Source organism: Roseomonas indoligenes (genome assembly GCF_017813365.1).
Lineage (GTDB): Bacteria > Pseudomonadota > Alphaproteobacteria > Acetobacterales > Acetobacteraceae > Roseomonas > Roseomonas indoligenes.
The window spans coordinates 77,699-97,426 of the sequence record NZ_JAGIZA010000008.1 but is presented as its reverse complement, the minus strand read 5'-3'; the positions used below and the strand labels follow the sequence as shown (position 1 = coordinate 97,426).

The 19,728-nt window shown below is 73.4% G+C and carries 15 protein-coding genes; 13 read left to right on the top strand and 2 right to left on the bottom strand.

Annotated features, from left to right (window positions below):
* Positions 1 to 7 precede the first annotated feature (7 nt).
* The 4 genes from J5Y10_RS14470 to J5Y10_RS14455 all read left to right on the top strand — a co-directional run bounded on the left by J5Y10_RS14470 (position 8) and on the right by J5Y10_RS14455 (position 2,900).
* Positions 8 to 703, top strand: coding sequence for a hypothetical protein (locus J5Y10_RS14470; protein ID WP_209374733.1), 696 nt, complete (start codon positions 8 to 10; stop codon positions 701 to 703).
* A gap of 26 nt (positions 704 to 729) precedes the next feature.
* Positions 730 to 1,284: a hypothetical protein gene (locus J5Y10_RS14465; protein ID WP_209374732.1), complete on the top strand. Its 555-nt coding sequence runs from the start codon at positions 730 to 732 to the stop codon at positions 1,282 to 1,284.
* A 235-nt stretch (positions 1,285 to 1,519) separates the two neighbouring features.
* Positions 1,520 to 1,990 (top strand): hypothetical protein, encoded by a 471-nt coding sequence (locus J5Y10_RS14460; RefSeq protein WP_209374731.1) that lies wholly within the window; start codon positions 1,520 to 1,522, stop codon positions 1,988 to 1,990.
* 562 nt (positions 1,991 to 2,552) lie between these two features.
* Positions 2,553 to 2,900: a hypothetical protein gene (locus tag J5Y10_RS14455; protein WP_209374730.1), complete on the top strand. Its 348-nt coding sequence runs from the start codon at positions 2,553 to 2,555 to the stop codon at positions 2,898 to 2,900.
* Positions 2,901 to 3,410: 510 nt separating this feature from the next.
* On the opposite strand, the gene J5Y10_RS14450 is transcribed toward J5Y10_RS14455, so the two are convergent.
* Positions 3,411 to 3,884: a hypothetical protein gene (locus J5Y10_RS14450; protein WP_209374729.1), complete on the bottom strand. Its 474-nt coding sequence runs from the start codon at positions 3,882 to 3,884 to the stop codon at positions 3,411 to 3,413.
* A gap of 102 nt (positions 3,885 to 3,986) precedes the next feature.
* On the opposite strand from J5Y10_RS14450, the gene J5Y10_RS14445 reads away from it, so the two are divergent.
* The 9 genes from J5Y10_RS14445 (at position 3,987) to J5Y10_RS14405 (ending at position 17,291) form a co-directional block, all read left to right on the top strand.
* Positions 3,987 to 5,756 (top strand): heparinase II/III domain-containing protein, encoded by a 1,770-nt coding sequence (locus J5Y10_RS14445; RefSeq protein WP_209374728.1) that lies wholly within the window; start codon positions 3,987 to 3,989, stop codon positions 5,754 to 5,756.
* 28 nt (positions 5,757 to 5,784) lie between these two features.
* Positions 5,785 to 6,690: a hypothetical protein gene (locus J5Y10_RS14440; RefSeq protein WP_209374727.1), complete on the top strand. Its 906-nt coding sequence runs from the start codon at positions 5,785 to 5,787 to the stop codon at positions 6,688 to 6,690.
* 295 nt (positions 6,691 to 6,985) lie between these two features.
* Positions 6,986 to 8,239: an O-antigen ligase family protein gene (locus tag J5Y10_RS14435; RefSeq protein ID WP_209374726.1), complete on the top strand. Its 1,254-nt coding sequence runs from the start codon at positions 6,986 to 6,988 to the stop codon at positions 8,237 to 8,239.
* Complete coding sequence (locus J5Y10_RS14430) at positions 8,232 to 8,927, top strand: sugar transferase (protein WP_209374725.1); 696 nt, start codon at positions 8,232 to 8,234, stop codon at positions 8,925 to 8,927. Before J5Y10_RS14435 ends, J5Y10_RS14430 begins: the two co-directional genes overlap by 8 nt.
* A gap of 133 nt (positions 8,928 to 9,060) precedes the next feature.
* Positions 9,061 to 10,293: a DegT/DnrJ/EryC1/StrS family aminotransferase gene (locus J5Y10_RS14425; RefSeq protein WP_209374724.1), complete on the top strand. Its 1,233-nt coding sequence runs from the start codon at positions 9,061 to 9,063 to the stop codon at positions 10,291 to 10,293.
* Positions 10,290 to 11,579 (top strand): glycosyltransferase family 4 protein, encoded by a 1,290-nt coding sequence (locus J5Y10_RS14420; protein ID WP_342452927.1) that lies wholly within the window; start codon positions 10,290 to 10,292, stop codon positions 11,577 to 11,579. The genes J5Y10_RS14425 and J5Y10_RS14420 overlap by 4 nt, the downstream gene beginning before the upstream one ends.
* A 32-nt stretch (positions 11,580 to 11,611) precedes the next feature.
* Positions 11,612 to 12,730 (top strand): non-hydrolyzing UDP-N-acetylglucosamine 2-epimerase, encoded by a 1,119-nt coding sequence (gene wecB, locus J5Y10_RS14415; RefSeq protein ID WP_342452922.1) that lies wholly within the window; start codon positions 11,612 to 11,614, stop codon positions 12,728 to 12,730.
* Entirely contained in the window at positions 12,727 to 15,327 is a 2,601-nt protein-coding gene (locus J5Y10_RS14410; RefSeq protein ID WP_209374723.1) for a glycosyltransferase, read from the top strand. The genes wecB and J5Y10_RS14410 overlap by 4 nt, the downstream gene beginning before the upstream one ends.
* Positions 15,328 to 15,338: 11 nt before the next feature.
* Positions 15,339 to 17,291 (top strand): polysaccharide biosynthesis protein, encoded by a 1,953-nt coding sequence (locus tag J5Y10_RS14405; RefSeq protein WP_209374722.1) that lies wholly within the window; start codon positions 15,339 to 15,341, stop codon positions 17,289 to 17,291.
* A 286-nt stretch (positions 17,292 to 17,577) separates the two neighbouring features.
* Here J5Y10_RS14405 and rpoD read toward each other — a convergent pair whose 3' ends face one another.
* Entirely contained in the window at positions 17,578 to 19,497 is a 1,920-nt protein-coding gene (gene rpoD / locus J5Y10_RS14400) for an RNA polymerase sigma factor RpoD (RefSeq protein ID WP_209374721.1), read from the bottom strand.
* Positions 19,498 to 19,728 lie beyond the last annotated feature (231 nt).

Sequence of the window (19,728 nt, the reverse complement as noted above, 5' to 3'; positions counted from 1 at the left end):
CTGAACCATGTTGGACTTTCTGAAGCTCCGCCCGGCGACCAACACGTCCGCCGACATCGCCGAAGCGCTGGAGCGCGCCAGGACCGCCGCGGCGGAGACCGCCCCCCGCATTGAGGCCGCCCGCAAGCGCCGTGACGACCTGCTGCTGGACGGCGACGACAAGGCCATCACCGCGGCGGAGAAGGCGCTGGCCGACGCCCGTGAGGACGTGGAGCGCACCCACTCCGTCGTGTCTCGCCTGGAGGAGCGTTACGCCACCGCCGTGCGGGCCGAACGCATCGGACGGGCCGACACCGCTGCCAAGGTCGCAGAGGCCGCCGACACCGAACTGCAGCGGTGGTGGTCGAAGAACGAGGCGGGGCTGCGGCGCATCCTGGCGGAGGGCCACCGCCTCTCCGTCGCGATGACGGACGCCGCCATGACGGCGCAGATGCAGGCGAGGCTGGCGCTGGGCGAGTACCCCGACGCCGAGTTAGGTCACGGCGCTGTCGGCTACGGGGAACACCGCGAGTGGCCCAAGGCCATCGCCGCCCTGATCGAACATGGCGTGCAGCTGCCCCGCGCCGCGGCTCCGGCCACTCCGGCGGAGGAGACGACTGACACGACGGGGCCCACCGGGCCGGGCGGCTTGGCCATGGGCATCCAGAGCGTCGCGGGAAGCGGCTCGCAGATCATGACCTACGGCGGCGCGGCAGTCGGCTGAACCTCACCAGAGACAGGAGAGCGATCATGGAACCGATCAACCCGCCCGGCACCCTCGCAACGAAGGACGGCAGAGGGGGGCTGATGTTCAGCCCCGCTGACAACAAGTACCTCGTCGGTCGACCGTTGGGCCTCTACCACCTGCGTGACGCTTCGGGCGCGGTCGTCGCCGTCGCGAGGGGGCCCGGGCCGGGCCATGACGATGAGGGCTATGATTGGCGGCCCGACGATGAAGGGGAACCTGGCGCCGCCGCTGGGGCTGTGGCCGCGCCGCCCGTAGATCAGTCTCCCGCGGCGCAAGCGGCCCGTGCGGCGGGGGCGCATTCAACGTCCTCGCCGCTAGCCTCAGCGGGTGGCACGGACACTTCCTGGGCGGCCAGCGTGACGCGCGTCCATGGCGGGCCGGGCCATGCGACCCCCAGCGCCAAGCCGGCCGCATCCCGCGCGCCCACCCCTGTTCCGTTAGCCGCGCCGCGGGCACGCGCGCCGGCCAACACCGCCGAGATCGACGCCTCCTGGAAGGCGAGCGTGCAGCGGGTGTTCGGCGCCGCGCAGGCCCCGGGGCAGGAGCCCGGCCGATGATGCGGGGGAACAACGTCGGGCTGCCGCTCCGCAGCGTCCTGCAGTTCCACCACGGCTCCCGGACGGCTGGCCCGGGGGCCAAAGGACCAGGCGGAGGAAGGTTCGGTTCCACCTACCCGCGGCAGACACCGCCGGCGGCTAGCACCCGTCGCAACCTCCCTGCCTCGCCCACCTCCATCCAGGCATCTTGGAGAGCGAGCATCATGCGGGTGTTTGGGGCGGTCAGGGTTGATCTATGCCCATCGTGAACAAGCGGGAGCTGGCCGCCGCGGCCGGCATCGCCAAGGCCACCCTGGATGCAAAGCTGGCGGAGGATCCGGACTTCCCGGTCCTCCGCCGCGGCATCGGGCGTGGTGACGGGTGGCAGTTCGATCGGGAGGAGGCCCTGGCTCGCCTCGCTGAACTCATGCCTTCACGCGAGGAGTTCTCCCGCACCCAGCAGTTCATGGCGCTGCGCGTGCTGCGGATGGAGCGGCAGACGGCGGTGGAGGTCGGCGCACTCCTCCCGGCCGAGGAAGCCCGCACGGCGTTAGTGCGTGCCCTGACAGGCTTTCGCCGCAGCATGACGAATGACCTACCGGTTGAAGCGGGCAAGCTGCTGGGGCTGTCACGCGAGCAACAGCGCAAGCTTCGGGCGATGACGGAGGATGCCTTGCGAGCCTTCGTGGCCGGGCTGCATGCGTCGGGCCTACCTGACGCAAGCTGAGGCGCTGTCCGACCTGTCCGACCAGCCGCGGGGCAGTCGGACAGCAGTTTAGCCCCGATTTTATTGGTCGGTCCGACCTGTCCGACCTGTCCGACCGGAAAACGCGGGGGCGGGGTGAAAACGACAATCCGACCCACTCTGAAAGTCAGATACGGCGTGACGAGTTTTCACAGTCGGTGGGTAATGCTCCGCCCTCCCGGCCGAAGAAGAAACCTGGAGATTTTCAGGTCAGACGCACGCGAGAGCCGGGGCGCGAAATACCCCCGTTCGGGGGAGGGGGCAGGAAGGACCCGTGAACCCTGGCCAGCCTTCAGCCCCATCTACCCTGACCAGAGTTCGGCTGAGCAACCCTGGATCGCACTGAGCAACCCTGGCCGGGGTAGATGGCGAGGGCTGAGCAACCTTCAGCTGCAAAATAGGCCACGTCGCGCCTCGTTAGCGAGGGACCGGCGAGTAGGCTCCCGCGAGAGTTCGAGAACATTTCAGATGAGGTATGGTCGCGCGAGCGTGATTGAGCTAATCAACCTTGGGTTGAAACTTTCGACGAAGGCTGGGGGGGCCCATGTACGAAGGTAGCTCGTTGATCAACGACATGGGTCACTCGGAACCGGCGGAGATGGTTATCGGATGCGGACCGCTTAACGGGCCATCGTACCGCTACCGAAATGCTACGATCGACGGCAACCTGCCGGGAACGCTCTTCCGCATCACCATGGCTGGGCATGTCATCGATGGCTGGTCAGGCATGTGCCGGCTTCAAGATGCAGTTGGTCTTGTCGATGCCGCTCATTCCCGTTTGGAGCGGGCAATGCAGCTTCTATCGCCGGTTTTGCCAGGCCAGGAGACCCTTGGTCAGCGGGTACAACGCTCACTGAGCGTGTATCGATCGGGCCCTGATCGCAGCAACTGAACCTCCGTACTTACGCAAGCGATCGCCTCTGTTTCACCGGCCGTCAGAGCAGCAGGGTGATGCCCGTGATCCGACCTTCTAAGCAGCGGCGGAGGTGGTTCGTGAGGATGAGCCCTGCCCAGGCCATGACTGAGACGTCACAAGCGTAGTTGCAGGCTCCCCTTCGCCTGCCAGCCAGCAAGGCTGACACCCTGTCAGAACAGAGCGCGCAGGGCCGAGATGATGAGAGCCCAACCTGCAAGCGAGGATCCAAGGATTACCAAGCCCGCTTGCGGCCAAGGTGTCGGAACTTGGTTGTCGTTGAAGGAGGCCAGTGGATCTGTCCCAGCACCTTCACGGACGAAATCAGACGTTCCCTGCATTTTCTTGGCCCCTTCGGTGACCGCAGAATTCAGCATGGTTGTTAACTGATAGTTAAATCAACCTAAGATTGTGCAGATGGTTTCGCATCGATATTACCACGCCCTCAGAAGCCTTGTGGGCTGGAACATGGGCTAAACCACGCTTCTCTCACAACACAGTAGCAAATGCTGCATTGTTCAGCGTTGATCGTCGGAAGGTGTCGTAGCCGAACTGCCGCAGCGGCGGCTGCTGCTCCGGCAGGCGGGCGGCGAAGAAGGCCTCGGTGTTGGAGAGCGGCTCGGCAGGATCGAGTCGCGGCGCCGGCGAAGGAGCGGCGTAGGCGCCCGTGGCCGGGATCGGGGAGGCGGGCGGGGGCGCCGGGGCGGCCGGGGCCGGGCTGGCGGGGATGCCGCCGGAGGTCCGCGATCCCGCCGCGTCCAGGATGCGCTGCAGGATCTCCTGCTGCGAGCCGGAGGGCAGGCCCGGCAGTGGCATGCCGCCCGGCAGGGTGGATGGCAGCGAGGGCGGCATCAACGGCTGGCCCTGGGCCATGGCCCCACCCATTGGCGGGGGGGCGAGCAGCAGCGCCACGCCGAGGCGCCCTGCCCTGACAGCCCCGGTCCTGATCCTGCCGTCCCGCATCGGCAACCCGCCCCGCCCCCGGCCGAGCCCCGCCGCGCGCCGCAACCGGCCCGCACAGCGGAACAGATATAACGAAGTCGTGATCGTGCTATCACGCGCCTCATGCCCCTCCAAGCGCCCCAGGCCTTGCTGCGCCTCGATGCCGCCGCCCGGCTGGGCGCACGCCCACTGCTGTGGCTGGCATGGCACAGGGGGCGGGTGGCCTCCGGGCTGGCCGGGCGCGCCCTGCGGGATCTTCCCCTCCCCCCCGCCCCCTTCCTGCCGGGCACGACACCCCCGGCGCCGTCCCTCTCCCCCGGCGCCGCCACGGCGGTGCTGGCCGCCGCCGGCGCCCTTCCCCCGGCCGTCGCGCACGGCCCCTTCGACCCCTCCGCACCCGCCCTCGGCATGGATCTCTTCACGCCGGGCGACATCCGCCCGGTCTGGGAGGCCAACCGCCTCTCCTGGCTTCCCGCGCTGGTCCAGGCCCATCGTCTGGAGCCGGAGGCCGGACATCGCACGCGGGCCGAGGCCCGGCTGGCCGAATGGGCCGCCGCCAACCCGCCCTTCTGCGGCCCCGCCTGGGCCTGCGGGCAGGAGGCGGCGCTGCGGGCCCTGCACCTGGCATTGTCCCACGCCCTGCTCGGCGGCAGCGCGCCCGTGCCGGGGATGGCCGCCCTTCTGCGCCTGCACGCCCGCCGCATCGCGGCCACCCGCGCCTATGCCGTGGCGCAGGACAACAACCACGCGGTCAGTGAGCCGGCCGGCCTCCTCGCCTGCGCCTGGGCCCTAGGCGATGCGGCCATGGCCCGCCACGCCGCCGGGGACCTCGCCCGCGCCCTGGGGCGGCTGGTGGCAGCGGATGGCGGCTTCGCCCAGGTCTCGACCGGCTACCACCGCCTGCTGCTGGACGTGCTCTCCCTTACCGAGTGGCTGCGCCGCCACCACGGCGCCCCGCCCCTTCCCGCCCCCTTCCCCAGCCGCGCCGCCGCCGCCGCGCGCTGGCTGGCGCGGCTGGTGGACCCGGCCACAGGCACCACGCCCCACCTCGGCCACCAGGACGGCTCCGCCTTCGCCGACCTCTCCCTCGCCGGTCCTGCCGATGCCCGCGGCAGCGCGGAGCGGGCGGCCCGCCTCTTCCTCGGGGCCTCCGCGGGCGCCCCGGACGATCCGGGCTGCGCCTGGCTCGGCCTTCCCGGCGCCCCGCCTCTGGAAGCCAGGGCGGAGTGGAAAGCGGCGGGCACGCGCGGCTGGCAACGGGGCGGGGCCCGCGCGCTGCTCCGCACCGGTCCCCTGGCCTTCCGCCCCGGCCAGGCGGACCTGCTGCACCTCGACCTCTGGAACGGTCCGCTGAACCTCCTGCGGGACACGCGCACCGGCGCCTACAACCCGCCCCCGGGCCAAGCGTGGTGGACGGCCCATTTCGGGTCTGCCGCCGCCCACAACCTGATTCTGTTCGACGAAGCAGAGCCGATGCCGCGGGCCGGGCGCTTCCTCCTCGCCCGCTGGGTGTCCACCGAACCTCTCTCCGACGGCGCCGCCACCCGGGATTCCCGCGGCAACCGCCATGCCCGCCGCGTGCGGCCCCGCGAGGGGAGGTGGATCGTGGAGGACCGGGTCTCCGGCCCCTTCCGCGCCATCGCCCTGCGCTGGCACCTCGCCCCCGGCCCCTGGCGGCTGGAGGACGGCGTCCTGGACGGCCCGGCCGCCCGCATCGCCCTCTCCGCCGATGCCCCGCTCCGCCTCTCGCTGGAGGAGGGGTGGGAGAGTCCGGCCTATGGAGCCGTGCGACCGATCCCCGTGCTCGTGGCGCGCGCGGCGGCACCCGTCGGCATGATCACCACGCAAATCACGTTCCGTGCCGGTTGCACGGAGGTCAAAACCAGAGCCTAAGATAGGCAACACAGTCTCGTGATCGGGGATGCCGCTCGAACTTCTCCTGCTCGGCCTATGGCGCCTCCGCTGGCGGGTCGCCTCGGCGACCCTGGCCCTTTTCCTCCTGGGCGCCACGCTCATCATGCTCTGGCCGCGGCAATACGTGGCGGAGGCGGTGGTGGCGCCGGCCGAGACCACGGGGCTGGCCGCGTCCACTCTCATCCAGGGCGGCCTCGTCATGCCCGGCGCCCTGCTGGACACCCGCGCCGGCGGCAACTTCGCCATCTACCTCGCCGCCATCCGCAGCCCGGAGGCCGTGGCGATGCTGGCGCGGGACACGGATATACTGGCGGAGCTGACCCGTCAGAAACTGGCGGGCGTGACGGGCCGCATCCGCGGCCTCATCGGCTTCCCCCCGCCCCCCGCCGATCTGGACGACGTGGACCGCTGGCTGGACCGGAACCTCGGCGTCACCCAGTCCCTCGCCACCGTCACGACCAGCCTCGCCATCCCCCACCCCGACCGCGCGGCGGCGCTGGACATCCTCCGCCGCCTGCACGCCTTCGGCGAAAGCCAGGTGCGCGCCAGCCTGGATGATCTCGCCCGCCGCCGCATCGCCGCCCTGGAAGCCCGTCTCGCGACGGAGCGCGACATCTTCCTGCGCACCCCGATCTACGAGTTGCTCGCCCAGCACCAGCGCGCCGGCGTGATCGCGGCGGCGGATGACGCGGTGGCCGCCCGCCTCGTCTCCGTGCCCAGCGTCGGCCTCTGGCCCGCCCTGCCGAACCGCCCCCTGCTGCTGATGCTGCTGGGCGTCGCCGTGCCGCTGGCCTGCACCCTCCTCGCCGCCTGCCGCGTGCTGCTCTTCGGGGTGCCCGCGGTTCCGGAACGCCGCCCGGCCGGCGCCCGCATCGCGCCCCGTCCGGCCCTGGCGCGCAAGCGGGAGGAGTGATGGGGCGGGGTGCTTTTCCTGACCTGTCAGGCTCCGTGGCCCCGGGAAGAGGGACAAGGAATTCTTCCTCTCCCCGGCCCCCTCACCATCATCTTCTTCTAGGCTTTGGGACTGCACAGCTGACGGTGCGCCTCGGGTCCGTGCCCCGAGGCGGCTGCAAGGGCAGGATCGGTCCCGATCGTGGAGGGCTGACACGTCAGGTCGGTCCCGCGGCATCCCGATCGCGGGGTCCGGGGTGGGCGTTGCCACCCCGGCGAGGGTTCCAGGGGGCGGTGCCTCCTGGAGGCAGCCCGCGATGTCCCTGACGGTCCCCCGCCCTGGCGCCGCAGCCCTGGCAGCCCTGGCCGGGCTTCCCGCCGCCGGCATGCAGTTCGCGGGCGGCCTGAAATCCACCCCGCTGCTGGCGAACCTGCCCTTCGACCTGACGCTTCTCTGCACCCTGGCGCTCATGCCCGGGCTGCTGCTGCTGGCGGCGGGCACGCGCTGGCGGGCGCTGCCGGCGATCGCGCCGCCGCTGGCCTGCTGCGGCCTGCTCTGGGTCTGGCTCGTCCTCGCCGCGCTCTGGAGTCCTTCGCGGGAGGTGCTCTCGGCGAAGCTGCCGGAGGTGGTGCTGGTCGGCCCGGCCATGCTGCTGGCGGGGCTGGCGGTGGGGGGCGATTCCGGCGCGCGGCGCGTGCTGGCCGGGTCCACGCTGCTGCTCGGCCCCTTCATCGCCGCCTCCATCGCCCTGGGGCTGGCGAGCGGGAGCGTGGTGCTGGGCGGCGCAGTGGGGGCGAACCCGGACATGGTGCGCGTGCAGTACCAGCTGGCCGGGCTTGCCATCGCCTGCGCGGCGGGCCTCTCCGCCCTGCAGGTGGTGGAGGCCCGGGGCGTGTGGCGCCTGGGCTGGGCGCTGCTGACGGTATTCCTCGGCGGGGCGGGGCTGCTGCCGGGTGGGCGGGCGGGGCTGCTCGCGCTGGGGCTGGCGGTGGCGCTGGCGCCGGCCGCGCATCTCTGGTCGGCCGGGCGGGGCAGGGCGGCGCTGGGCTGGGTGGGACTGGCTGCGGGCACGGTGCTGCTGGGCCTGGCGGTGGTGCTGGCGGATCCCACCCGGGCCGAGGGGCTGCGGACGCTGGAGCGCTTCACGGGGGACGGCATCGCCGCGTCGGCCCGCCCCGTCCTCTGGGCAGAGGCGCTGCGCTGGACGGGGGAAACCCTGCCCTGGGGCCTCGGCACGGGCGGCTTTACGCTCGCGGCGGGGAACGGGGAGCGGCGCGGCCTCTATCCCCACAACCACATGCTGGAGGCGATGGTGGAGGGCGGGCTACCAGGCCTGCTGCTCTGGCTGGGGGCTTTCGGGGGCGGGCTGGCGCTGCTGGTCGGGCGGCTTCGGGCGCTGCCGCCGGGCGCGGCGGGGCGGCTGGTGGCGCTGGTGCTGCCGGTGGCGCTGGGCGCCATGGTCTCCACGGATATGGGGAACCGCATGGTCTGGTTTGCCCTCGGCCTGGCGCTCTCCGCCGGGCTGGAGGCGCGGCCGCGCGGATCGGAGGAGGAGATGCGCGTTGCCTGAAGGCTTCTACGCCCGGCACGGCAAGCGCTGGGTGGACGCGGCCGTGGCGGGCCTGCTGCTGGTGCTGCTCAGCCCCCTGCTCGTGGTGGTGGCGGTGGCGGTGCGGGCCGCGCTCGGCCCCGGCGTGCTGTTCCGGCAGGTGCGGGCGGGGCGGGGCGGCCTGCCCTTCACGCTTCTCAAATTCCGCTCCATGCGCGCGCCGCGATACACGGGGGAGGCAGATGCGGCGCGCCTGACCCGGTTCGGTCGCGCCCTCCGCGCCTGCGCGCTGGACGAGGCGCCGCAGCTCCTGAACGTGCTGCGGGGGGAGATGAGCCTCGTTGGCCCCCGCCCCCTGCCGATGGACTACCTGCCCCGCTACACGCCGCGCCAGGCGGAGCGGCTGCGCGTGCGCCCTGGGCTGGCGGGGCTCGCCCAGGCGCGCGGGCGCAACGCCGTGCCCTGGCCCGCCCGGCTGGAATGGGATGCGCGCTATGCCGGCTCCGTCACCGCGCGCGTCGACCTGATGGCGGCCCTGGGCACGTTGCGCGTGCTGCTCTCCGGCCGCGGCGTGAACGCCCCGGGCCACGCCACCATGCCGGAACTGCCACCCCGGGACTTGCGCCGCCCGCCGGGTCGCCCCTCGGGGCACCCGGATCGCCCTGGCGCGAATCGCCCGGCGCGGCGGGGACGGGTAGGTCCAGCATGATCCCCGGCGAAAGTATTCATCCCGAATACGGGGGTGCACAAAAAATAAGATTCATCCTTGTGGTTGTGGACCACCCTTGCGAACTCGCGGTGCGCCGCCACAACCTGAGAAGTAGCAAAATCGTGAGGGGCGAATGGCGCTGCGCCTAACACCGACCTCTGGCGCCCCAGGGGAGGCGAGCCCGTCTGCCGCCCTCGGAAACATCCTCCCGTTCCGGCGCTCTGGCGCCGAGGCAGACCCACCCCGGCGGATCCACCTCTCGCCGCCCCAGCTCGCCGGTGGCGAGATGCAGGCGCTGGAGGAAACGCTGCGAAGCCGCTGGCTCGCACCGGCCGGCCCGATCCCCCGGGCCTTCGAGGCCGCCTTTGCGGAGGCGTCGGGCTTCGGCGAGGTTCTCGCCACCTCCTCCGGCACGGCCGCGCTTCACCTGGGCTACCGCATCCTCGGCGTGACGCCGGGCGACGAGGTCTGGGCGCCGAGCCTCACCTTCGTCGCCACCGTCTCCCCGGCCGCGCAGATGGGCGCGCGCATTACCTTCCTCGACGTGGAGCCGGGCAGCTGGACCCTGGACCCGGACCTGCTGCGCGATGCCCTCGCCCAGGCGGCGCGCGAAGGCCGATTGCCGCGGGTGGTGGTGCCGGTGGACCTTTACGGCCAGTGCGCGGACCTCGACGCCATCGTCTCCGCCTGCGACCGCTGGGGCGTGCCGGTGCTGAGCGATTCCGCCGAGAGCCTCGGGGCGCAGGGGCGCGGGCGCGCGGCCGGCAAGGGGGCGCGCCTGGCCTGCTTCTCCTTCAACGGCAACAAGATCATCACCGCCGGCGGCGGCGGCGCCCTCGTCTCCGACGATCCGCGCCTGATCACCTCCGCCCGGCATTTCAGCATGCAGGCCAAGGAATCCTCGCCGCACTACCAACACGAGACGCTCGGCTACTCCTACGGCTTCTCCTCCGTCCTCGCCGCCGTCGGGCTGGTGCAGCTGCGGGCGCTGGAATCCCGCGTCGCCGCCCGCCGCGCGGTCTTCGCGCGCTACGTGGCGGGACTGGCCGACCTGCCCGGCATCTCCTTCATGCCGGAACCCGCCTGGGGGCGATCTTCCCGCTGGCTCAGCGTCATGCTGATCGACGCGGACCGATTCGGCGCGGACCGCGAGGTGGTGCGCGGCGCCCTGGAGGCCGTGAGGATCGAGAGCCGCCCGGTCTGGAAGCCGCTGCACCTGCAGCCGGCCTTCCGCGGAAGCCGCATGATCGGCGGCAACGTCTCCATCGGCTTATTCGAGCGCGGCCTCTGCCTGCCCTCCGGCGCCATGGAGCCGGGCGAGCAGGCCCGCGTGATCGAGGTGATCCGGCGCCTGGCCCGGGCCTGATTCCGGATCGTGCCGCCCTGAACCTCCTCTACCTCCACCAGCACTATTCCGGGCCGGGCGGCGCCACGGCCACCCGCGCCCATGCCATGGCCCGCGCCATGGCGGCGCGCGGCCACGCCGTCACCCTCGCCTGCGGCCGCTACGACGGGGCGGAGACGGGCCTTTCCGGCCCTTTCCGGCGCGGGCTGCGGGAGGGGCGGGTGGCCGGCTTCCGGGTGGTGGAGTTCGACATTCCCTGCGGCAATGCCCAGGGGCTGGGCGCCCGCACCGGCGCCTTCCTGCGCTATGCCGGGCGCGCCGCGCGGCTGGCGCTGCGCGAGCGCTTCGACCTCGCGCTCGCCTCCTCCACGCCGCTCACCGTCGCGCTTCCCGCGCTGGTTGCGCACCGGCTGCGCGGCCTGCCCTTCGTCTTCGAGATCCGCGACCCCTGGCCGGAACTGCCCCGCGCCCTGTCGGAAGCCCATCTCGGCGGCGGGGTGCCCGCCCCGGCCCTGGCTGCCATGGGCCGGCTGGCGGATGCCGCATGCCGCAACGCCGCCGCGGTGATCGGGCTGACCGAGGGCATGGCCGAGACGGCCCTTGCCCGCGGCGCCGCGCCCGCCCGCGTCCATGTGGTCCCGAACGGCTGCGACCTCGACCTCTTCGGCCCGCAGGTGGCGCCCTGGCGCCCGCCGGAGGCCGCGGCCTGGGAGGTGCTGGCCGTCTATGCCGGCGCCCATGGCCGCGCCAACGGGCTGATGACCGCGGTCGAGGCCGCCACGGTCCTCCGCAACGCGGGGGAGCGCCGCATACGCCTGGTGCTGGTCGGCGAGGGCGGGGAGCGCGCCCGGCTGATGGAGGAGGCGCGGCGGCGCGACCTCCGCAACGTCACCTTTCTCGATCCCCTGCCCAAGACCCGGCTCGCCGGCCTGCTCGCTGGCGCCGGGATCGGGCTGCACCTGCTGGCCCCGATCCCGGAATTCGCGGAGTGGACGGCGCCGAACAAGCTGATGGACTACCTCGCCGCGGGCCTGCCCGTCGTCACCAACGCCCCGGGCCGCGCCGCGCGGCTGGTGGGGGCGGGGGCGGACGGGATCGCCTGCGGCATCGCCGCGCCCCCCGGCGACGCGCCGGCCCTGGCCGACGCGTTGGCGGCGCTCGTCGCGGAACCGGCCCGCCGGACCGCGATGGGCGCCGCCGCACGGGCGCGCGCCGTGCGACTCTGGGACCGGCGCATCCACGCGGCCCGCTTCTGCGAAGTGCTGGAGGCGGCGGCGGAGGTGCCAGCCCTGGCGCGGGCGGCCTGAACTCCCTCCCCTCCCGGCCAGGACGGCGCGACGTGCTTCCCGAACTTCACCTGCCAGAACTTCACCTGATCGCGGCCGCCCGGCCGAACCTGCCGAAGCTGGCGGCGCTGCTGCACGCGCTGGCGGAGGCGCCGCCCTTCTGCCGGCCGGTGGTCGTCCATACCGGCCAGCACCACGACGCCGCCATGTTCGGCGGCCACCTGGCCGATCTCGGTCTTCCGCCGCCCGAGGTCTCGCTCGGCATCTCCGGCGGCGGCCATGCCGGGCTGACCGGGCGCACCATGATGGCCTGCGCCGAGCTCTGGTCCGCGCGCCGCCCCTCCATGGTGGTGGTGGCCGGGGACGTGGACGGCACGCTCGCCGCCACCCTGGCCGCCCGCAAGCTGGCGATCCCCGTGGCCCACCTGGAGGCCGGCCTGCGCTGCGGCGACCTGGACATGCCAGAGGAGATCAACCGCCGGGCGGTGGACGCGGTCTCCACCCTCCTCTGGGCGCCGGACGAGGGCACGGCCGCCCGGCTCCTGGCCGAAGGGCACGCCCCGGCCGCGGTGCGCACCGTCGGCAACACTATGATCGACAGCCTGCTGCGGACCCTGCCCGCCGCCCGCGCCCGTCCCCTGCCGGATGGGTTGCGGCCCGGAGGCTACGGCGTCCTCACCCTGCACCGCCCTGCGAACGTGGACAGCCGGAAGGCCCTGGCCGGGCTGCTGGAGGCCGTGGAGGCGGCGGCCCGGCACCTGCCCCTCGTCTGGCCGGTGCATCCCCGCAGCGCAGGACGTCTTTCGGAATTCGGCCTCCTCGTGCCAGAAAGGGTCATGTCCCTTCCGCCGCTTGGATACCGTGACTTTCTCGGCCTGCTCGCCCGCGCCCGCCTCGTGGCCACGGATAGCGGTGGCGTGCAGGAGGAGGCCTGGGCGCTCGACCTGCCCTGCCTGACGCTGCGCCCCTCCACAGAGCGGCCCGTCACGCTGGAGGCCGGCACCAACCGCCTCGTCGCGCCCGGGGACCTGGCCGGCGCGGTGGCGGCGGTGGTGGCGGGGGACCGCCCCCGGGCCCGGCCCATCCCGCTCTGGGACGGCAGGGCCGGCGCCCGCATGGTCGCGCATCTGAGGGAATATCTGGACACCTCCGCCGCGGAGGTCCGGGCATGACCGGCCGCAGCGACGCGCGCCCCGCCCCGGCCAAGGCCCCCCAGCCCCGCGCGCAGCGCGAGCCGCAGCGCGCCGCCGCGGCCCTGCGCCTCGCCGCCTCGCGCGAGGCGCCGCTGGTCCTCATGCTCTCGGCCGCGCACCCGCCGACGGACCTGCGCGTCGTCGGCAAGGAGGGCGCGGCGCTGGCCGAGGCCGGGTGGCGCGTCGCCCACCTCGCCCCCGCCCCGCTGCGCGGCGCGAAGGACGTGCCGCAGGAGATGGCGGGGGTGGAGATCCTCACCTATCCCCGCGTGGCCGGCTGGATCGGCCGGCTGCGCGCCGCCCGCGCCCTGGCCCGGCGCGCGGCGAAGCTGAAGCCCGCCGTGATCCACGCGCACGAGCCGGACAGCTGGTACGCCGCCATCCTCGCCGCCCGGATGACCGGGGCGGCGGTGGTGATCGACGTGCACGAGCACTACCCGTCCCGCCTGGACACGCGGCTGCCCGGGATGTTCCGCGGCCTCGGCCGCCGCGCCGTGATCGCCGCCTGCCGCTGGATGGCCGCGCGCGCGGACGCCGTGGTGGTGGCTAAGGACGGGCTGGAGGACGCCTTCCCCGAGGCGGAGGTGGTGCCCGTCCGCAACTACGCCGCCGCCGTGCCGGTGGCGCCGCGCGATCACCGCCACGGCCCGCTCACCCTCGTCCATCTCGGCGCGCTGACGCGCGAGCGGGGCGCCTTCGAGATGCTGCGCGCCCTGGCGAAGTGCCCGGAGGGCACGCGCCTCTCCCTCATCGGCCGCTTCACCGACAATTCGGAGACCGAGTTCCTCTCCGAGGCCAAGCGCCTGGGCGTATCGGGCGCGGTGGAGCGCCACGGCTGGCTGCCGCACGAGGCGGCGGTGGCCCTGGCGGCGGAGGCCGATATCGGCATCGTGCTGTTCCAGCCCGGCCACGAGAACCACCGCCTGGCCCTGCCGCACAAGCTGTTCGACTGCATGCTGGCCGGCCTGCCCGTGATCGTCCCCAACTTCGCCGAGGAGGTGGCGGAGGTGGTGCGGGAGACGGGTTGCGGCGTGCTGGTGAACACCGCCGATCCCGAGACGGTGGCCGAAGCGGTGCGCGCCCTGGCCGATCCGCATCTGCGCGCCGAGATGGGGGCCGCCGGCCACGCCGCCGCCCTCGGCCGCTACGGCTGGGCGGGCGAGGCGGAGCGGCTGGTCGCGCTCTACGAGGAGCTGGCCCCGCGGCCTGCGCCGATCGCCCGCGCGCCCGATCCACTCCCCGCTCCGCCGCGCCCCGCGGCCCCGGTGCCGGGCCGGCCCGCTGCCCAGGCCGCGCCCGAGCCCGCGCCGCGCCCGGCGCCGCCGGCCGCCCCAGAGCTTGCCCCGACGCCTGCCCCCATGCCTGCCCCGGCGCCGGCCCAGGCGGCGCCGGTGCCCCCGCCCCGCCCCGTGGCACCGCCCGTGCCGACATCTGCGGCCACTGCTTCGGCGGCAGCGGAGCCCCTCCGGGCTCCTTTGCCCGTGAATCCGATGCCCCGGGCCGCCCAGCCTGCCCCGATCGCACCGCCAGCTGCCCCCGCGCACCGCCCGGCGGCACCCGCGCCCGCACCCGAACTGCCCCCTTTGGCCCCGGCCGCGCCCCGCACGGCGGCGGATGCCTTCGCCAGCCTTTCCGCCGCCATGCGAGGAGAGGCGCGCCCCTCCCCTGCCCCCGCCGCGCCGCGGCTGCTGGAGGAGTCCGGCCTCGGCAACCGGGCCGTCGCGCCCGCCCTCACCGCCTTCCTCGAGCGCGGGCCGACGCCCGGCGCGCCCCGGTCCGCGGAGGCCGCGCCCTTCCGCCTGCTGGCCGAATTTACGCCCCCACCCCCGGTGCAGGAGGCCCCGGCCGCCATCCCGCCAACCGACCAGCCCCGATTGCTGACCGAGGCGGCGCTGACGCATGCGCTGGAGGTCCCGGCCAGCCTCGCCGCCGTCCTCGCGCGCGAGGCACAGGAGCCCACGCCCGGCCCGCCCCCCGCCGCACCGTCGCCCGGCGAGCTGCCGCCGCCGTCGGAGGTGCTCGGGCCCATGCCGGAGCTGCCCGACGCACTCGCCCTGCTCCCGGTGGCGGGTGATGCGCCCAGCCCCACCGTCGCGCTCGGCTCCATGGTGCAGGCGCTGCGGGTCGCCCCGGCGCCCCGGCCCGTCCCCGCCCCCGCTGAGCCGGTCTTCTCGCTTCTCGCGGGCATGCGGGCCGCGGCGAAGGCCCCGGCGCCCCTGGCCACCCCGCCGCGCCCGGTCCCGAAGCAGCCGGAACCTGCCGTCCCCACCCTCACCGGCCGCCCCATCGAAGTGCCGATCGGGATGGCACAGGGCGGTGGGCACAGGCTGCTGACGGAAGCCAGCCTCTTCGGCGGGGCGCTGCCCGCCGGGGTCGCCACCGTGCTCGCCCGCGCGCCAGAGGAGCCGGATGCCCCGGCCGCCCCGCCAGCCCCTACCTCCGACGTGCCGCTGATCGAGGCCGGCCTGCGCGCCTCCGCCAACCGTGGCGGGCCCATGGGGTTGGTCCCGGCCGAGTGGCGCCTGCTGCAGCCCGAACCGGTCCTGGCGCCGTCCCGGCCGGCGCAGGGCGCCTGAGGGACCGGCCCGTGGCGCCACAGCGCATCCTACTCAACCTCGCGCTGGATCTGGTGCTGGCGGCACTGGCCCTGCCGGCCGCGCTCGCCCTCGCCGCGCCCGGAATCTGGCCGCCGCCGCTCTGGTGGGTGGGCGGCCTGTCCGGCGCCCTGCTGGCCTTCGCGGCCGCGGCCCTGCCCCTGCGCCTACCCCGCCAGTACTGGCGCTATGTCGGCCTGCCCGACCTTCTGCCCGTGGCGGCGGCCTCCGTCGTGGCAGCGGGCCTGTTCTGGGCGGGGCTGATGATCGCCGGCGGCTGGCGTCCGCCCAACCCCGCCTTCCCCCTGCTGCATGCCGGGGTGCTGGCGGCGTTGCTCGGCGGCGCCCGGCTGGTGGGCCGCCTGCAATCCGCCCACCGCGCGGGCCCCGCCTCCGACGTGCCCGCCCAGCCCGTGCTGCTGGCCGGCGGCGCCGACGCGGCGGACCTCTTCATCCGCGCCCTGATCGCCCAGCGCGCCCCCGGCTACCGGGTGGAGGGCATCCTGGCCCCCCGCGCCCGGCAGCGGGGCCGCCGCATCCTCGGCACCCCGATCCTGGGCGCCGTGGAGGATGCCGGGGCGGTGCTGGACGCGCTGCGGGCGGAGGGGCGGCTGCCCGCCCTCCTCGTCCTCGCCGATCCCGCCCTGTCCGGTGCCGCGCTGGAGGCGCTGCTGGACGCCGCCGACCGCCACGGCGTGCCCGTGCGCCGCGCGCCCCGCCCCACGGCGCTGGACCCCGCCGCCGCGCGCCCCCAGAGTACGGCCCAAGCGGCCGCCCGGCGCCTGGAGCTGCGCCCCGTCTCCATCGAGGAACTGCTGGACCGCCCGCAGGTACCGCTGGACCGGGAGGGAATGGCGCGGCTGATCCAGGGCCGGCGCGTCCTCGTCACCGGCGCGGGCGGCACGATCGGCAGCGAGCTGGCCCGCCAGATCGCCGCCCTCGGCCCCGCCAGCCTCACCCTGCTCGACCACGGCGAGTTCGCCCTCTACGAGATCGACCTGGAACTGTCGGAGACCCATCCCGGCGTCGTCCGCCGCCCCGTGCTGGCCGATGTGCGCGACGAGGCGCGGCTGGGCCGGCTGATGCAGGAAATCCGGCCGGACCTCGTCTTCCACGCCGCCGCCCTGAAGCACGTGCCGATGGTGGAGAACGACCCGCTGGAGGGCCTCCTCACCAATGCCCTCGGCACCCGCGTGATCGCGGACGCCGCGCGCGCCAATGGCTGCCGCGCCATGGTCTTCATCTCCACGGACAAGGCGGTGAACCCCACCTCCGTCATGGGCGCCTCCAAGCGGCTGGCGGAGATGTACTGCCAGGCGCTGGACATGCAGGCGCGCCAGGGGATGAGCAACGGCAGCGGGGGCATGCGCTGCGTCACCGTGCGCTTCGGCAACGTGCTCGGCTCCACCGGCTCCGTCGTGCCTCTCTTTCGCCGCCAGTTGGAGCGCGGCGGGCCGCTGACGGTCACCCACCCCGACATGCGTCGCTACTTTATGACCGTGCGCGAAGCGGTGGGCCTGGTCCTCCAGGCCAGCGTCATCGGCGCCGAGGACCGGGCCGACCAGCCGCCGGAACTGAAGGACGGCGGCATCTTCGTCCTGGACATGGGCAAGCCCGTGAAGATCGTGGACCTCGCCCGCCGCATGATCCGCCTCGCCGGTCTGCAACCGGACGAGGAGGTGGAGATCCGCTTCACCGGCTTGCGCCCCGGCGAGAAGCTGTTCGAGGAACTCTTCCACGGCAAGGAAGCCCCGAGCCCGACCGAGTTCCCGGGCCTCCTCGTCGCCACGCCGCGCACCGCGGACGCCGCGCTGGTCGGCCGCGCCATCGACGAGATCGCCGCCGCCGCCCGCGGTGGCCAGGCGCGCCTGGCCCTGGCCGGCCTGGGGCGGCTGGTGCCGGAATTCGAGCACGCGCCCAATACGCCGGTAGCCGGGCGGGCTTAGGGCGGTCTGTCCCGGGGAGAGGAAGAAGGAATTCTTCCTCTCCCCGGACCCCTCACCATCATCTTCTTCTAAGTTTTGGGCTTACTCGGCTCACGGTGCGCCTCGGCTCTTGGAGCCGAGGCGACTGCAAGGGCAGGACTGTGCCCGATGGAAGGGACCACCGGCTGAAGTCGGTTCCGCGGGAGCCCGATGCAGGTCCAGGAGCCTCAGGCTCCTGGTTCGGGACAAACGCTTCGCGTTTGCCCGGGTGCTCCAGGGGGCGGCGCCCCCTGGTCCCGGAACGTTCCTAGACGCCGTCCAGGAAGCTACGGAGCTGCTTGGACCGGGTCGGGTGCTGCAGCTTCTTCAACGCCTTCGCCTCGATCTGGCGAATACGCTCGCGGGTCACGTTGAACTGTTGCCCGACCTCTTCCAGCGTGTGGTCGGAGTTCACGCCGATGCCGAAGCGCATCCGCAGCACGCGCTCCTCGCGGGGGCTCAGCTCGGAGAGGGCGCGGGTCGCCGCGTCGCGCAGGCCGGCATGGACCGCGACGTCGAGCGGCATGACGGCGCTGTCGTCCCGGATGAAGTCGCCGAGGTGGCTGTCCTCCTCGTCACCGATCGGCGTCTCGAGGGAGATCGGCTCACGCGCGATCTTCTGCGCCTTGATCACCTTGTCGACGGGCAGGCCCAGCTTCGTGGCCAGCTCCGCCGGCGTCGGCTCCCGGCCCAGCTCGTGCATCATCTGGCGGCTGGTGCGGTTCAGCTTGTTCACCGTCTCCGTCATGTGGACGGGCACGCGGATCGTGCGGGCCTGGTCCGCGATGGCGCGGGTGACGGACTGCCGGATCCACCAGGTGGCGTAGGTGCTGAACTTGAAGCCGCGGCGGTACTCGAATTTGTCCACCGCCTTCATCAGGCCGATGTTGCCCTCCTGCACGAGGTCGAGCAGCTGCAGGCCGCGGTTCGTGTACTTCTTCGCGATGGAGATCACGAGGCGCAGGTTCGCCTCCGTCATCTCCTTCTTCGCCCCGTTCATGTCGCGCTCCCCGCGCGCCACCACGGCCTGCACGCGGCGGAACTCATCCACCGGCATCCCCGCATCGGCGGCGATCGTCAGGATCGCGGAGCGGGCGGCCTCGGCCGCATCGGCGTAGCGGGTGGCCAGGGCCATCCAGCCCTTGCCCTTGCGGTTGGCCAGGCCCGCGATGAAGTCGGGCGAGGAACCGCCGGCGCGGTAGACGGCCAGGAAGTCGTCGCGCTTCACGCCGGCGCTCTCGGCGACGCGCAGCAGCCGGCCCTCGGCGGCGGTGAGCCGCTTGTTGACCTCGCGCATGCGGTCCACGAGCTCGGCGATGCGGTTGGCGTGCAGGTGCAGCCGGCCGACCAGCGCCACCAGCTCGCCGCGCAGGCGGGCATAGTCCGCCGCATCCGCGCGCGAGAGGGAAGCACCCTCGGCATAGGCCGTCATGCGGCGGGACTGGAGGCCCTTCAGCCCCTCATAGGCCGCCTCGATCGCGGCGAAGGCGGCCAGCGCCTCCGGCTTCACCTGCTGCTCCAGCACGGAGGGGGAGACGGTTCCGGAGCTGCCCTCCGCCTCGTCGCCCTCGTCCTCGCCGCCGGCCGCATCCTCCAGCGGCCCCTCGCCGGCGCCCGCAGTCGCCTCGAGGTCGAGCACGTCGCGCAGGAGCATGCGCTCCTCGCGCACGGCAGCCGCCCAGCCAAGGATGGCGTCCAGCACCAGGGGGGCCTCGCACAGCCCCTCGATCATCATGGCCCGCCCGGCCTCGATGCGCTTGGCGATGGCGATCTCACCCTCTCGGGTGAGCAGCATCTTCTCGCCCATGTCGCGCAGGTACATGCGGACGGGGTCGGCATTGATGCCCGTGTCGGCCTTGATGTTGCCGACGGCTTCCTCGTCCTCCTCCGCAGCCGCGCCGGAGCGGCCAGCGGCGGCGGTCTCGCCTTCCTCGCCTTCCTCGCCCTCTTCGCCTTCGGCCACTTCGACCCCGAGATAGGCCAGGACACGCAGGGCGTCCTCGATCCGGTCGGAGGAGATCTGGTCGCTGGGCAGCGCGGCCTCGACCTCGGCATGGGTCACGTGGCCGCGGCTCCGGGAGATCTCCGCCAGTTGACGCAGCGCCTGGCCCTCAGCCTCGGGCAGTGCGGCAAGGAGGGCCTCCTCGCGCTCATCCAGAACCAGTGCGCCTGCGTCCGTCGCCGCCATGCCAAGCCCTCCCCGAAATCACCCGCTAAAGAACACCCGCGGCCCTGAAGCACCCTGGACAGGCGACCCACGCGGGAAGGCGCCCATCTGGGGCTTGCGGGCCCGAATGCCCAGACCTGATTTGCACCGCACCGCCATTCCCACCGCATTGCGGCCCCGCGCACTCTGCATTTGGGATGGCGACCGGCGGTTGCGCCAGAGTAAATTTGGGTAGTCCAGGTGACCTGCACA

What these genes read in the sequence shown, in the direction of transcription:
- J5Y10_RS14465 (WP_209374732.1), top strand. Translation starts at nt 730, where the DNA reads ATGGAACCGATCAACCCGCCCGGCACCCTCGCAACGAAGGACGGCAGA.
- rpoD (WP_209374721.1), bottom strand. Translation starts at nt 19,497, where the DNA reads ATGGCGGCGACGGACGCAGGCGCACTGGTTCTGGATGAGCGCGAGGAG.
- J5Y10_RS14455 (WP_209374730.1), top strand. Translation starts at nt 2,553, where the DNA reads ATGTACGAAGGTAGCTCGTTGATCAACGACATGGGTCACTCGGAACCG.
- J5Y10_RS14410 (WP_209374723.1), top strand. Translation starts at nt 12,727, where the DNA reads ATGACCGGCCGCAGCGACGCGCGCCCCGCCCCGGCCAAGGCCCCCCAG.
- J5Y10_RS14435 (WP_209374726.1), top strand. Translation starts at nt 6,986, where the DNA reads ATGTCCCTGACGGTCCCCCGCCCTGGCGCCGCAGCCCTGGCAGCCCTG.
- J5Y10_RS14425 (WP_209374724.1), top strand. Translation starts at nt 9,061, where the DNA reads ATGGCGCTGCGCCTAACACCGACCTCTGGCGCCCCAGGGGAGGCGAGC.
- J5Y10_RS14470 (WP_209374733.1), top strand. Translation starts at nt 8, where the DNA reads ATGTTGGACTTTCTGAAGCTCCGCCCGGCGACCAACACGTCCGCCGAC.
- J5Y10_RS14440 (WP_209374727.1), top strand. Translation starts at nt 5,785, where the DNA reads ATGCCGCTCGAACTTCTCCTGCTCGGCCTATGGCGCCTCCGCTGGCGG.
- J5Y10_RS14460 (WP_209374731.1), top strand. Translation starts at nt 1,520, where the DNA reads ATGCCCATCGTGAACAAGCGGGAGCTGGCCGCCGCGGCCGGCATCGCC.
- J5Y10_RS14450 (WP_209374729.1), bottom strand. Translation starts at nt 3,884, where the DNA reads ATGCGGGACGGCAGGATCAGGACCGGGGCTGTCAGGGCAGGGCGCCTC.
- J5Y10_RS14445 (WP_209374728.1), top strand. Translation starts at nt 3,987, where the DNA reads ATGCCCCTCCAAGCGCCCCAGGCCTTGCTGCGCCTCGATGCCGCCGCC.